We start from the raw sequence: 14,432 nt of genomic DNA, 5'->3' as shown, positions 1-14,432 counted from the left end.
CACGGAATGACAGAATTTTTACCTCTTTATTTAAACGTTCGTACAGTAGTGGGTCAAGCAACTAGATGACAAGTTTTAAGTGATTTTAACCATCCACGCAACAATGCCCTCCTCGCAATGACGGGGGAAGATCAAGCCATGCAGCAACGCCGGTCAAGCCACGGGGTGACACAGTTCTAGGTGCTAATACACTTTTAACTACGTATAACTTTTTTCTTTCCTAGTTTCTTAGCTTTGGATTTATTATTAGAGGCAAGTTTAATAGAAGGCTTAGATGGAGCAACGTTAAAATGTTGATCTAACAACCCGATCATTTGTTTATCTCGAGAAAGGGCAGTTTTCCTGCCGGTAACTACGGCGATTAAAGATTTGCCGTTTCTAGAGGCAGTAGTTACTAAATTAAAACCGGCAGGGGTATGATAACCCGTTTTTAATCCGTTGGCACCCTGATAATTTTGAGTAATTTTATTATGACCATATACCGTATTACCTCTAAAAACAAAACTGGTTTTTGAAAATAAAGGATAGAATGAAGGATAATTTTTTTGTAATGCCAATGCTAATTTTGCAAGATCTCTGGCCGTAGTTTTTTGCAAAGGATCATGCCAGCCGGAAGCATTTTTAAAATAAGTATCTTTCATGCCCAATTGATGTGCGCGAACATTCATTAAATGAGCGAAATCTTTTTCTGAGCCTTTCATATTCTCCGCTACGGCTACTGCGACGTCATTAGCGGATTTCACGATTAAAGCTATAATTGCCTCTTTTACGGTAATAGTCTCACCGGCTTTTAACCCAAGTTTACACGGAGCCATGTTTTCAGCTTTTTTTGATACGACTAATTTTTTATTTAGAGATAACTTGCCGGTTTCGATTGCTTCAAACATTAAGTACAAAGTCATAAGCTTTGTTAGAGAAGCGGGATAAATTCTGATTTGAGCATTTTGAGCATGTAAAACCTTGCCGGTTTTTGCATCAACTACTAAGCTAGTTTGAATAGGGGGTTTCGGCGAAATTTTGATAGTTTTTTTCGCTTCGCTTATCGGCGCAATAAAAGTTACGATAAAAACAATAAAAGATAATAAAGTTTTTTTTAACATAGAATTTTTTTTTGTAAAAAATTATAGTCATCCTGAATTTATTTCAGGATATTTTAATTAGATGCTGAAACAAGTTCAGCATGACAAGACTGGATGCCGTGATCAAGGAACTAGAATGACATTAACTCAACTCTACTTTCTTATTAAGATAAACTAATATAGCAAGCCCAGGCAAGGCTAAAATTATAGTTAATATAAAAAACCCGTCCCATCCTAGTATATTTACTAATTTGCCGGCATAAATAGTGACCGTATTGTTACATAAAGAGGCAGCACTACTAAGTAATGCATATTGTGTAGCGGAATATTTTTTATTACATAAATTGCCGATATAGCCAGTTAATGCAGTAGTTCCCATAGCACAAGCAAAATTTTCTATAGAAATAGCAACTAGTAATGCTTCAAAAGACGGCGTTTGGTGATTAAGCCAGATAAATGCAAAATGTGTAAGACTTTGGGCTATGCCGGTAATAATTAACCCTTTGAAATTTCCAAGGCGATACATTACAATCCCGCCGGCAAAACCGCCGATTAGCGTTGCAAGCAGTCCGTAAAATTTAACAATTACGGCTATTTGTCCTTTTGTATAGCCTAGTTCTATGTAAAAGGGCGAGGCAACAGCGCCAAGCATCGCATCGCCTAGTTTAAAAAATATTACCGCTAAGAGGATAGTTACCGCAAATTTTCGAGTAAAAAATTCTTTAAAAGGATTAATTACCGCGTATACCCAGGACGTAAAAGAAATAATATTAATTTTTTCTCTTAACAATTCTTTTTCTTTTACGGTTATTATAAAAATTGTTGCAATAGCAAAAATGATACCCATCCCAAGAAATGTTGCTTGCCAATCATCACCGGTTATTTCTGTAAAATATAAAGCACCGGCACCGGTAATAAGCATACCGATTCGGTAACCGAGTACGGCAGTTGCGCTCGCTAAACTTTGTGTTTCTTGATCAAACTTATCAATACGAAGAGCATCAACGGCAATATCAAATGTGGCGGATAAAAATCCTAGTGCTATCGTTAAAAAATATAGTAAAGTTAAAGAAGCCGAGGGTTTAACGCTGCTCATAGTAATTAACACTAGGGCGATTAGGCTACTGCATAATATAAGCCAGCCTTTTCTGTGACCGAATTTACTTAACAAAGGCACTTTAAAACTATCGATTAAAGGCGACCAAAATACTTTTAAAGAATATGATAATCTTGCAACGGCAAAGGTGGTAATAACGGCAATGTCGATTCCCGACTCTTTAAGCCATACTCCCAGCGTAGAAAAAATTATAGCAATAGGCATCCCGCTAATTACTCCTAAAATTAATATTTCAAATAATCGATAATCTTTAAAAATTTTCTTTAGGAGCATTGTTTTGATTTTTTATTAAGGGGCGTTTTGAGTTTAAGAGTTTCTTCGATGTCATTCCGTGACTTGATCGGCTTTGTTGCATGGCTCGCAAGTAGAGTAGTCTCTTCGTTAAGGAAGAGGCGCTAAAAGTTAAGCGGCGTTAATAAAATTGATAACTTTGCACTTAATTTTAGCCTGAGTTGCCCTACTATCTTCACGTTTATTGGTTAAACGATCGCGGCAATGACTCTTGATTTGCCACATCGTAGTCTCCACCAACGAGCGAGCATGATAACCGCTTTTCTCCTTCCAAGACTTGCGAGCAAGGCTCTTGTCTCCGTTTATACTATTATAATTTATGTAATTAATTGCTTCATCTCTTTCCTGTAATTTTTCTCTATCTTCCTTCTTAATATTTCGATTCTTACTAGATATTCTAGCTGTTCTTTTTGGAGGTATCAGCTGCCTTGCTCCTGATTGCTTAATTGCCTTCCGACAGTCCACACTATCATATGCCATATCCCCACATACTGCCGTTATATCTTCTTCTATTGCTTCTAAAAGAGACGCTAGTTCTACACAATCATTAACCGTTGATTTTGTATATTTCCCTTCTAATATCTCACCAGTTTCTACATTAATTGCTACATGCAGCTTCCGCCATTTCTCATAGCCGGGCTTCTTCTCTTTATGTTTCAACCTTCTCCATTCGCTCGACCAATATAATGATAATCCTGTTGAATCTATTGCTACCGTTATACTTTCTTTTCTACTATTTATTAGCTGCTTCTTGTCTCGTATTTTTACCTTTAGACTCCCAGCTCTTCTTGATAGTGTCGTATAGTCGGGTATTGCTAATTTTACTTCCAGCTTCTCTAACACTGACTCTACAAATCCTTCCGTTTGCCTATAAGCTAGCTTATAAAATTCTTTCATTAACAAGCATAACTCTATTACATGCTTGCTATATATTATTTTACCTCCAGGCTTCCGATATCCTCTATAATGCCATCCTTCGATTGCCTCTTCGGAAATAAAAAATTCTATTCTTGCTATTTTCTTTAATTTCTGGTTATATAACGACCAGTTGCGCTGTTGTCTGTACTTTTTCATCATACTTTCTTAATAGCGCAACTACTCTACTCTTTCAACCTCTTTTATACTCTTTCAATCTCTCTTCTCTTTTTCTTCCTTTTTTACAAACTCCTAATCATCTTTACAACAGCCATGCAACAACGCCGACTTGATCAGGGAATCCAGAAAAACCTTTAATAAAAAGGCTGGATCCCGTGGTCAAGCCACGGGGTGACATTTCTAACCCTTCATTTATTAGCAGTATATACCATTAATATAATGTAATATATCAAAGTACAAACTATTTTTTACGTATTTTGCTTGTACCACTTAGTGCTATCCATTTTTCATATATATTATCTTTAGCTTTTACGGTTTTTTTTGTATGGCTCAGAAAATACCTAAATCCGTCATTGCGAGCCGCTGCAAGCCTTGTTGCATGGCTAATAATTTACCGTATTATGGTTATTATAAGTACGGTGTCATGCCGTGGCTTGACCACGGCATCCAGTCTTTTTATTAAGATTTTTCTGGATACCGTGGTCAAGCCCACTACTGTACGAACGTTTAAATAAAGAGGTAAAAATTCTGTCATTCCGTGGCTACGACCACGGAATCCAGCTTATAATATCATAAAAAGATTCTAAAATAAGTCTAATATGGCTTTATTTTCCTGGATGCCGTGATCAAGTCACGGCATGACACAGCCTTTTTTCAACGTTCGTACAGTAGTGGGTCAAGCCACGGTATGACACCGAAACACTTTGCAAAAATTTGAGCCATGCAACAACGCCACTTTTACAATTAAAGGTAATATATGAAAAAAATAATATATAGCAATCAAACTTTCCAAAATATGATAATAAAGTCGGCTACCGATAATGAAGTGGTAATTGTCGGTTATGCAAGCGTTTATAATCTTGCGGATCATCATAACGATTTAATCGTTAAAGGAGCTTTTGCTTCAGTAAATCATAGTAATGTTAGATTTCTTTGGCAGCATGATAGCAAAAAACCGATAGGGGTTATTACGTATCTATCGGAAGATGATTACGGTCTAAAGATGGAAGCCGTAATTAACAATAAAGTCAAAGCCGGTAGTGAAGCAATAGAGTTAATAAAGCAAGGAGCAATAGACGGCTTATCTATTGGGTTTTACGTGAAAATGTCAAATTATAAGGAAGTAAAGCAACGAGTAATTACCGAAGCGGAGCTTGTGGAGGTAAGTATCGTAACTTTTCCTGCCAACCATAATGCTAAAATTTTATATATCACTAAACAAGAGGATAATATGGAGCAAAATATAGTAACCAAAGATGTAATCACCGATCAAATTAATGCCCGGAAAATTAATGAGTTGCAAGAAAAAATGCATAATATACAAAATTTTCTAGCAAGACCGACCGGCTTAAATATCGAAGATACCGAGTATAAAACTGCTTTTATTGATTATATACGCAAAGGAAACGAAGACTTGCTAATGCAAAAATCATCATCTTTAAATAGTAATGCCGAAGAAGGCGGCGTGCTAATATTGCAAACTTTATATAATAGCATTATTAGCGAGATTAATGCTCGTTCGCCGATGAGGCAAATAGCTTCAATTGAAACAATTTCTACCAGTGCCCTTGACGTGATAAGCGAAAACGGCAAATTCACCAGTGGCTGGGTCGGTGATGTGGAGTTAAGAGAAGAAACGTCGTCAGCAAAATTAAAACAACAAAGAATTTTTGTGCATGAGCTTTATGCGCAGCCGAAAGCAAGCCAAGCATTGCTTGACGATGCAACGATTAGGGTAGAAAATTGGCTAACGGAGCGTTTGCGTGATAGTTTTGTCAAAATGGAGAATGACGCTTTTATTAACGGTGACGGAGTAAAAAAACCGAAAGGCATCTTATCGCCTGACCATAACAAAATAGAAAAATTTAAGATGGGTAACAAAGTCACTCTGGAAAAATTATTAGATTTTATTAATTCTCTTAAGGAAGAATATTTAGCGAATGCGACGTTGTTAATGAATCGTGTGACATTATCGGAAATACAAAAACTAAAAGATAATAACGGGCATTTTATTTGGCAGCAATCACTTTCCGATTCGTTTAAACAAACTATTTTCGGTGTGCCGGTTATTTGCTGTTCGGATATGAAACCGATCGGCAAAGATACATGCGCTATTGCGATCGGTGATTTTAAAGCAGCGTATAAAATAGTCGATCGCAGCGGCATTAATATTATGCGTGATCCTTATACTGAAAAGCCTTTTGTTAAATTTTATGCAGTAAAAAGAGTAGGGGGCGACGTAGTAAATCCTGAGGCTATTAAGCTTGGGTTGTTTGGTTAAATTGTCACCCCGTGGCGGCATTGTTGCGTGGATGGTTAAAACCGCTCTTGATGTCATTCCCGCGAAAGCGGGAATCCAGGCTTTCTTTTGTCATGCTGAACTTGTTTCAGCATCTATTAAAAGAGATCCTGAAATAAATTCAGAATGACTTAAAAGTGTTTTTTCTAGATTCCCGCTTTTAGCTAGAATGACATACTGCTGCTTTTATCGAGCCATGCAACAAAGCTATTGCTACGCGGGAATGACATCATCAAAGGAGGAGTTGAATTCGCTATGTTTCACAAAAATAATTTTCAAATTATTAAAATATTTCCGCAAAAAATATGGAGTTTAGAACAAGTAAAAAATTATATGCGAATTGAAGGCGGTTATGACGATGATTTAATATTAGGGCTAATTGATGCAGCAATCACGGCAGCAGAAAATTTTACTAAGCTAAATTTTATCTCAAAATATGTAAAATTTATTTGTAACATTCAAGGTAAAAATAATTTTGCTCTAAAATATCAGCCTATAAAAGAAATATTGAAGGTAACAATACAAGGGAAAGAGCAAGAGGCTAGTAGCTATTTTTTTGATAATGGTATTTTAAGGTTAAAGCAGGAATTGGCGAGTAAGGAGCTGACCGTAGAATATATTAGCGGCTTTGACGATAACAATATTCCTCATTCGGTAAAACATGGAATTATGCTGCATATTGCCGAAATGTATGATCGTCAGGGGCAAAACTCGGTTGGCTTATCGCAGGAAGTAAAAAATTTATACCTGCCGTATAGGAATATTCAAATTTAGGTAATACTGTGTCAATAGTTGTATCGTCATTGCGAGCGAGCGAAGGCGTTGTTGCATGGATCGAAAAAAGTACCGCGATGTCATGCCGTGGCTTGACCACGGCATCCAGTCAGGCTTTTTAATTTTTTCTGGATACCGTGGTCAAGCCCACTACTGTACGAATGTTGAAAAAAGGCTGTGTCATGCCGTGACTTGATCACGGCATCCAGGAAAATAAAGCCATATTAGACTTATTTTAGAATCTTTTTATGATATTATAAGCTGGATTCCGTGGTCGTAGCCACGGAATGACACAGCCTTTTTTCAACATTCGTACAGTAGTGGGTCAAGCCACGATATGACAAGTTTTAAGCGATTTTAACCATCCATGCAACAACGCTTTCGAGGGAATAACACCGAAGACGTTTTGGGTATCCATGCAACAACGCAGGTACAAGCCGTGGCATGACACCCTACTTAATTTAATAGGTAATAAAATGATGGTGCTAGGCAAAGCGGGTAAATTACAGTTGGTGAAAATCCAACCTACGTAAAGTTTAGCCAACAGCGTAGAACCAAATTTCACATATATGGAGGTAACGAATTATGTGAAGCTGAGAGGAGGGATGTAGTGGGTTGTAACGCAAGTGAAGGATATAAGCTCCGAAATATACGATATCGTAGAGGTTGACATGCTTCATTTCATGGAAAACAGGATGTGTAGTTGCGGTAAGGCAAGCAACTATTGCTCTACCGGAGTCGCAGGCCATGACACGCTACAAGATGGAATTTACCTGAACCTAGGAGATCCATTGTATTCTTACGCAAGTGAGTACTTTAAAACAAGCTGTTAAGAGCAAGAATTAAAGGATGATACAATGGAAGTCGGACTGACTCATAGTACTCTGAGCATGGGAAAGCCATGTACATGGGGAAGGGGTCAGCAATATAGCGTTAGTGTAAGTACGCTTAATTCACTAATACACGGAGGTTAGAGAGTAGAATGGAAAGTAAACTTAAACTTATATCTGCTAAAGCTAAGGAAGATAAGAAGCTAAAATTTACAGCACTTGTGCATCATGTAAATAAGGAGAATCTTATTAAATGTTACAAAGAGCTGAAAAAGAACAGAGCTTGTGGCATAGATGAAGTAACGGTTGAAGAATATGGCAAGAATCTAGAGGAGAATGTAGAAAACCTTGTGCAGAGACTAAAAGATAGAAGCTACAGAGCTAGTGCAGTTAGAATGGTATATATACCTAAAATTAACAGCAGAGAAAAGCGAGGGCTTGGTATTTCAACAGTTGAAGATAAAATAGTGCAATTAGCAGTGAAGAAATTGTTAGAAGCAATATATGAACAAGATTTTCTAAAATGCTCTTATGGATTTCGTCCTAACTTAAGCTGTCATTCAGTAATAAAAGCCTTAAATGAAGTAGTGATGAAAAAGCCAATTAACTATGTTGTAGAAGTTGATATTAGAAAATTTTTCGATAACATAAATCATTATTGGTTGCAAAGGTGTTTAGAAGAAAGAATATTAGACAAGAATTTTATGTGGCTAATAAGAAGGCTTTTAAAAGCTGGAGCAACTAAGGATGGTGTTGTTAGTAGCAGTGATCAAGGTACACCGCAAGGCTCAGTAATAAGTCCCTGAACGCAATTGACACATTTGAGAATCTAATGGAATAATATGTTTTACATTTATCTCTTCGCTCACAGTATCTACCTCTACCTCTTCGATTAAAAATTTCACTATGTTTCTTTTTTCTTCAAAAGTATGTGAATCTAAATTTTTATTTATTTTGCTGGAAAAGTCATCTAAATTACGAATTACAGTTAGTAGCTTTTTTGATTCCTTTTCCTGGTTGTTTAGATAATTAATTTCATTACCAAGTTGCTCAATTTTTGCACGGATATTTTTTAATTTAGTTTCTATTTCATCTTTTTCCACTAGTCCTGTTTGAAAAAGATCAATTAACCTAATTCGCTCTCTTTTATAGCGATTAACTTCATTATTTTTTTGTATAACAACAGCCCCATAATCAGTCTTATAGGATTTTAAACGACGCTGATATTCATCTATGATAGTTTCCGGAGTCAATAAAAGATTTTTTATTGATTTCCATACTAAATCATCTAACGCTTCAGTTCTAACAGGATGTCCAGTGCATACCCTACCATCTGCCCAACGGTGACCATCCTGTCCTGCACAGCGATAATATAATCTTTTATATTTACTGTTAGATGCCGGCTTGCCATAAATGGCATAACCACATGTTTTGCAACGCAATAATCCACTTAGCAAATAATTATGCTTCTTATTATTGCGAGGAGCAAATTTAATATTATCTTTTAGTTTTTGTTGTGCAAAATCAAATATCTTTTCATCAATTATTACTGGAACTGTTATATAAATCCATTCCTCTTTTGGTCTATCTCTTGAGCTAGAAAGTTCGCTACGCAATGGATTTTTACTATCTAATGCCAGCTTGGTTTTTTTATTTCTTGTAACTCTTTTTGTTTTTCTAAAAGCTGCTGATCCCTTATATGCTGGATTACGCAGCATCCCCCATATTACTGACCGCTCCCAAAATGTTTTACCAGTTCGTGTTAGATAAGATTTATTTGTAAAATATTTTGTAATTTCTCCTATACTAAAATTCTTTTGACAATAAAGCAAAAATGCTTCTCTAACAATGGGTGCTTCTTCAGAATGTATAAGGTAGCTAGCATCCTTTATCTCTGTAGCTTTTTGATAATAATAACCATAAGGTGCTCCTCCCAATACATTTACTTTACCACTCCTAGCAGCATAAAGTTTACCACGTCTTGATCTTTCCAAGATTTTTTCTCGCTCATATTCTGCTACAACTCCTTGGATTTGTAGTAGCATTTGATCTTCAGGTGTGTCACCAATATTCCTATTAACAAAAGAAAAAGCTACTCCTAATCGTTTCATTTCTTCAATAAGTAATACTTGATGTGCACTTTTTCTAGACAATCTATCAGGACTTAATATATATACTTTAGTTACTTCTCCTGCAAGTGCTTTATCCCTAAGGCGATCTAAACCGGGGCGTTCTAATGAAGCTCCACTAATACCATCATCAATAAAATGTAAATCTGGATCAATCTTTTCTCCTAAAGTATTTGCATGCTCAATAATATATGATATTTGAGAATTAATAGTTTTTTCTTGAGCTTGCTTTTCACTCGATACCCGAGCATACAGTCCTATTTTTAACAATTTTAAATTTAACATCGTCTTTCCCCTTTAGTGCAATTTTTTCTGTTGGCAAGACAACTTCATAAGCTGATTGCAGTCGTTCTTCTCGTCCAAAATTGTAGATACTTTGGGTAGTGACGTGCCATTTTGGCTTTTTCTTTTTGTCTTGCATACCACACTTTCTCTGGATATATCAAATTCTGAAGTAACACCCCAACGATAAACTGCAAACCTACGACCAGCTTGATAAATTGGGTGATTATTTAATGAAATGATACAACTTAGTGAAAATGTGTCAATTGCGTTCAGGGACTTGCAAGTCCAATACTTGCAAATATTTACTTACATTATGTCTTAGATCTATGGTTTGAGAAAGTCTTTAAGTCAAAAGCTAAAGGCTATGTTGAGTTAATAAGATACTGTGATGATTTTGTGGTGTGTAGTGAAAGTGCTAAAGATGCAGAAGAATTTTTAAACTTACTACAAGATAGGATAAAAGCTTTTGGATTAAGCATATCAGAAGAGAAAACAAGGAAGGTTAAGTTTGGTAGACGACCTTGGCAACTAGCAAGTAAAAGGAAAGAGAAAGTGGAGACATTTAACTTTCTTGGTTTTACTCACTATTTTGGAAAAAGTAGGCAAGGATACTTTGTAATGGGTCATAAGACAATGAAGAGTAGTTTTGCAAGAAAACTAAAAGAAACTCAAGAATGGTTAAAGTCAATAAGATCTCAAATAGCTTTGAAAGAATGGTGGCCAACACTAAAATCAAAACTAACAGGACATTATAATTATTATGGTATTAGCGGTAATTTTCAATCGATCTCTAAGTTTTACTATAGAACTGTACAAATGGTACATAAGTGGATAAACCGAAGAGGTAGTAGAAAAGTAAGCTATAAATGGTTTAATAACTATTTGCAGTGGAATCCGCTACCAATGCCAAAAATAAAGTTTTCTTTATATGGTACTACTTCAAAGCAGAATAGCTATATTGAAGAGCCGTGTGTGGGAAAACCACAAGCACGGTTGTGTGTCCAGAGAAACTGGTATGTTCAGTAGGAGATAGACCTACTAGATTAAAAGTTAGAGATCTATAGCTAGGATAGCAGCATGGTGAGAAATCAAGATGTTGGAACCTATCGACAAACTTATCTATAGGGTAAGAGCGAATTATCAGGCCGCAGCGAAAGCGAACACATAGATGGCTCCGAAAGTGTGAAGCCCCGAAGGCCGAGCTAGCGACCGTAGAGTGAAGGCAATATGTTCAACTGAAAGCTAACTGATACAGTTGAGCACTTCGGCGGAGTGGTAGTGGCAGCATGATAATAAGGACATATTAAGTGACTGGAGAAGTCCTCCTCATCCCAGGAAGAAATCTTCTGGAGCAAGGTAGATTCTATAACTAGAAACACTAGGAAATGAATTGAAGATGAGAGGATGGCGGATGGGTGTGTATTAGCAATGAAGCAGGGTAATGTCTGTGGAGCAAAGGCACCCTACTGATAACATTATTCCAACAACAAGGGAGGTAAAGACGAATGATAAAAACGTCTATAGAATTACAAGACCTGAGAAGGAAGATATATATCAAAGCTAAAGCTGAAAAGCAATGGCGATTTTGGGGATTATATGTTCATGTATGTAAGATAGAAACACTAAGAGAAGCCTACACGCTAGCTAAGCATAATAAGGGAGCACCTGGAATAGATGGTGTTACCTTTGAAATGATAGAGTTAGCTGGAGTTGAACAATTTCTGGAAAACATACAAACAGAATTACAATCCAGAACCTATTATCCTGACAGGAAAAGGGTAAAGGCAGTTCCTAAAGATAATGGAAATAAAATGAGGAAGTTATCCATACCAACTATCAAAGATAGGGTAGTGGAAGGAGTGCTAAAACTGATTTTAGAACCAATATTTGAAGCTGACTTCCAACCGGGATCATATGGATATCGCCCTAAACGGACTGCAGCTGCAGCTATCGAAATAGTTACAGTAGCAGCAATTAAGGAAAAGACAAGAGTAATAGATGTAGATTTACGCTCTTACTTTGACACGATTGCTCACGTCCAGCTATTTACAAAGATAGCAGAGCGTGTAAATGACAAAGATGTTATGAAACTACTAAAACTGATAGTTAAAGCTGGTGGAAAAAGAGGCATAGCTCAAGGCGGGCCACTATCACCTCTTTTAAGCAATATTTACCTAAATGAAGTAGATAAAATGCTAGAAAGAGCAAAGTGTGTGAGCAAACTAAAAGATGGCTATGACCACATAGAGTACGTTAGATGGGCTGACGATCTGATCATACTGATTGACGGCTATAGAAAATGGCAGTGGATAGAGAAAGCAATCAATATAAGGCTAAGACAAGAATTGTTAAAAATAAAGGTTGAACTAAACGAAGAGAAGACAAAGACAGTCGATCTAAAGAATGGTGAGACATTTAGCTTTTTGGGTTTTGATTTTAGACGAGTAAAAACTACGCAAGGTAAAATTGGAATCCAGAAGACGCCTAGAATGAGAGCGCGAACTGCCCTGCTAGAAAAACTAAAAGAGATATTCCGCAAGTTTATATCGCAACCAGTTGATAGAGTAACATACCTTATCAACCCGATATTGCGAGGCTGGATAAATTACTTTAGGATTGGTAACTCTAGCCGTTGTTTTGGATATGTACGAGACTGGGTAGAGAAGAAAGTAAGACGCCATTTAATGAAATCACGTGGATTGAAAGGCTTCGGCTGGGAAAGGTGGAGTAGGAGAGACTTGTATGAGAAGATGGGATTGTATAACGATTACCAAATTCGATATTACAGACCTTTGAAAGCAATAACAGCGGATAGGCCATAGGCAATGATAAGAAGTTATCAGGAAAGCGTAATACGGGAAATCTGTACGTTACGTTTGACGAGGCGGGTGATGGAAAACGGGGGTAATAAGACCTACCGCGCCATTGCTCGACCCTACCTGTGAGGGCTATCATAGCAATGAAACTTTATTAATTAAAGGATGGTAAGAGCTATGATTTCTACTCGGCTATCAGGAATTGATAAAGATTTTGCTCGGGAAAGACTAGCTAAACATTTTGTTTATGAATCATATGATGAGGAGAGTAGCTTGTTTTTTAATAGGGCCTCGGTAGGATTTGTCCTGCTTGGCTGGCCACTGGTTGGGACAAGCTTGCAAGCTCAAGGAGAGATAGCTGAATTTTTAAAAAGTGATGAGAATTTACCGGCAGGCAGTAGTTTTCAAATATTGATGATTGGCTCTGATCATATAAGAGAATATCTAGATAACTGGCAATTACATAGAAAGGGCAGCATCTTTGCTGAGCTTAGCAGTAGAAGAGTAAAGTTTCTAGAGCAAAAAGCAAAGGCAGAGGGAAATATCAAAGATGTCGTTTTATTAATTTCAGTAACTATTCCGACGCTGACGATTGATATTAATGAGATGATACGAAGAAGAGAAGTATTGCAAGATACATTTAAATCAATTGGTCTTACTACTTATAATGTTGAGGCAACATTGCTATTAAAATTTGTCCGTTTAATATTTGGCTGGAGAGAAGAAGAGCATCCTGAACTTAACCCTTATGAAATATTATCTGAGCAGATTTTACCCGGTAATTTTTCTTTATATGAAAAGGAAGATTATGTAAGTCTTAATGATAATCAAATATTTATAAGCTTAGAGGCAGGAAAAAGACCGGCAGAGTGGCGTTTATCAGCCATGGATTTATTTTTAGGTAATGAGCTAAGACGAGATGAATATATTAGAGCAAATTTTTTAATTCATTTTGGTTTGCAGATTATACCAAATCAATTAGTTGCAAAAACAGCAGCAATTACCAAAAGAGAAGCTTTAGAGAGAAATATTAATGCTGGGATGGGTAAATTCTTTCCTAATCTGCAGTACGAGGCACAAGATTTAGCAGGAGCAGTAGCGTGCTTGCAAAGCGGTGATAGAGTAGTAAATATCCACTTAAATGTCATTATGTGGGATCAGAAGAATAAAGCCAAACAAGCAGCATCACAGTTTTGTGCGCAGCTTCGTCGAAGTGGCTGGTATTTTGTCCCTTGTAAATATGATCATTTAGCAGTAGTGCTTGCTAGTTTACCGATGCAGTTAGTTGAAGCAGCACCTAATTCTTTAATGGGTAAATTTAATAGATTCAATAACATATTTAATAAAAAGACTCGAGGAGTTGGCGTAGCATTATCAAATCTTGGTAGAGGCATAAGGACTATTGCCTCAGAAAGTAAGGTGTTACTGCCTATCATTGGTGAATGGAAAGGGGATTTAAGCTCGCCAGGTATGTTACTTACCGGTAGAAGAGGACAGATTATGTATTGGTCGCCCTTTGGCTCAGCATTAATTGGCTCAAATTTATATACTGCATCTGCAGCTCCAAATGAAAATTTTAATCTTTGTATAGCAGGAGTGCCTGGCTCTGGCAAATCAGTGTTTATGCAAGAACTAATGTTATCGGTCTTAGGCACTGGCGGCAGAGTATTTGTTCTTGATTATGGTAGATTGATCTTGCAACAAAAAAACGTACAAA

10 protein-coding genes and 2 pseudogenes are annotated in these 14,432 nt (G+C 36.7%); 7 read left to right on the top strand and 5 right to left on the bottom strand.

Going from position 1 to position 14,432, the window contains the following annotated elements:
* Positions 1–194: 194 nt before the first annotated feature.
* From AAHM91_RS01965 to AAHM91_RS01950, 4 genes are all read right to left on the bottom strand, one after another.
* Positions 195–1,100 (bottom strand): D-alanyl-D-alanine carboxypeptidase family protein, encoded by a 906-nt coding sequence (locus AAHM91_RS01965; RefSeq protein ID WP_341793004.1) that lies wholly within the window; start codon positions 1,098–1,100, stop codon positions 195–197.
* Positions 1,101–1,221: 121 nt separating this feature from the next.
* Positions 1,222–2,469: an AmpG family muropeptide MFS transporter gene (locus AAHM91_RS01960; protein WP_342269694.1), complete on the bottom strand. Its 1,248-nt coding sequence runs from the start codon at positions 2,467–2,469 to the stop codon at positions 1,222–1,224.
* 129 nt (positions 2,470–2,598) lie between these two features.
* Positions 2,599–3,564, bottom strand: coding sequence for an IS5 family transposase (locus AAHM91_RS01955; RefSeq protein ID WP_342269693.1), 966 nt, complete (start codon positions 3,562–3,564; stop codon positions 2,599–2,601).
* Between the two features lie 409 nt (positions 3,565–3,973).
* The gene (locus AAHM91_RS01950; protein WP_342269692.1) at positions 3,974–4,117 is read right to left on the bottom strand and encodes a palindromic element RPE4 domain-containing protein; all 144 of its coding nucleotides are present in this window, start codon (positions 4,115–4,117) and stop codon (positions 3,974–3,976) included.
* Positions 4,118–4,339: 222 nt separating this feature from the next.
* Between AAHM91_RS01950 and AAHM91_RS01945 the strand changes: the two genes are divergently transcribed.
* The 4 genes from AAHM91_RS01945 to AAHM91_RS01930 all read left to right on the top strand — a co-directional run bounded on the left by AAHM91_RS01945 (position 4,340) and on the right by AAHM91_RS01930 (position 8,291).
* Positions 4,340–5,863: a phage major capsid protein gene (locus AAHM91_RS01945; RefSeq protein ID WP_342269691.1), complete on the top strand. Its 1,524-nt coding sequence runs from the start codon at positions 4,340–4,342 to the stop codon at positions 5,861–5,863.
* Positions 5,847–6,011 (top strand): hypothetical protein, encoded by a 165-nt coding sequence (locus AAHM91_RS01940; protein WP_342269690.1) that lies wholly within the window; start codon positions 5,847–5,849, stop codon positions 6,009–6,011. The genes AAHM91_RS01945 and AAHM91_RS01940 overlap by 17 nt, the downstream gene beginning before the upstream one ends.
* Before the next feature lie 125 nt (positions 6,012–6,136).
* Complete coding sequence (locus AAHM91_RS01935; protein ID WP_341793001.1) at positions 6,137–6,655, top strand: head-tail connector protein; 519 nt, start codon at positions 6,137–6,139, stop codon at positions 6,653–6,655.
* A 982-nt stretch (positions 6,656–7,637) separates the two neighbouring features.
* On the top strand, positions 7,638–8,291 hold the full coding sequence (locus tag AAHM91_RS01930; RefSeq protein ID WP_342269689.1) for a reverse transcriptase domain-containing protein: 654 nt from the start codon (positions 7,638–7,640) through the stop codon (positions 8,289–8,291).
* Here AAHM91_RS01930 and AAHM91_RS01925 read toward each other — a convergent pair.
* A complete protein-coding gene (locus AAHM91_RS01925; RefSeq protein ID WP_342269688.1) occupies positions 8,274–9,899 on the bottom strand; it encodes a recombinase family protein in 1,626 nt (541 codons plus the stop codon). The two genes, AAHM91_RS01930 and AAHM91_RS01925, sit on opposite strands and share 18 nt — an antisense overlap.
* A 282-nt stretch (positions 9,900–10,181) precedes the next feature.
* Here AAHM91_RS01925 and AAHM91_RS01920 point away from each other — a divergent pair.
* From AAHM91_RS01920 to AAHM91_RS01910, 3 genes and pseudogenes are all read left to right on the top strand, one after another.
* Positions 10,182–10,925 (top strand): annotated as a pseudogene (locus tag AAHM91_RS01920) (reverse transcriptase domain-containing protein); the annotation flags it as partial.
* Positions 10,926–11,404: 479 nt separating this feature from the next.
* Positions 11,405–12,721: a group II intron reverse transcriptase/maturase gene (ltrA, locus tag AAHM91_RS01915; protein ID WP_342269646.1), complete on the top strand. Its 1,317-nt coding sequence runs from the start codon at positions 11,405–11,407 to the stop codon at positions 12,719–12,721.
* Positions 12,722–12,892: 171 nt separating this feature from the next.
* Positions 12,893–14,404: pseudogene (locus AAHM91_RS01910) on the top strand (TraC family protein); the annotation flags it as partial.
* Positions 14,405–14,432: the final 28 nt, after the last annotated feature.

This window comes from Rickettsia endosymbiont of Orchestes rusci (genome assembly GCF_964030945.1).
Lineage (GTDB): Bacteria > Pseudomonadota > Alphaproteobacteria > Rickettsiales > Rickettsiaceae > Rickettsia.
This window is presented reverse-complemented; position numbering and strand designations above follow the sequence as displayed.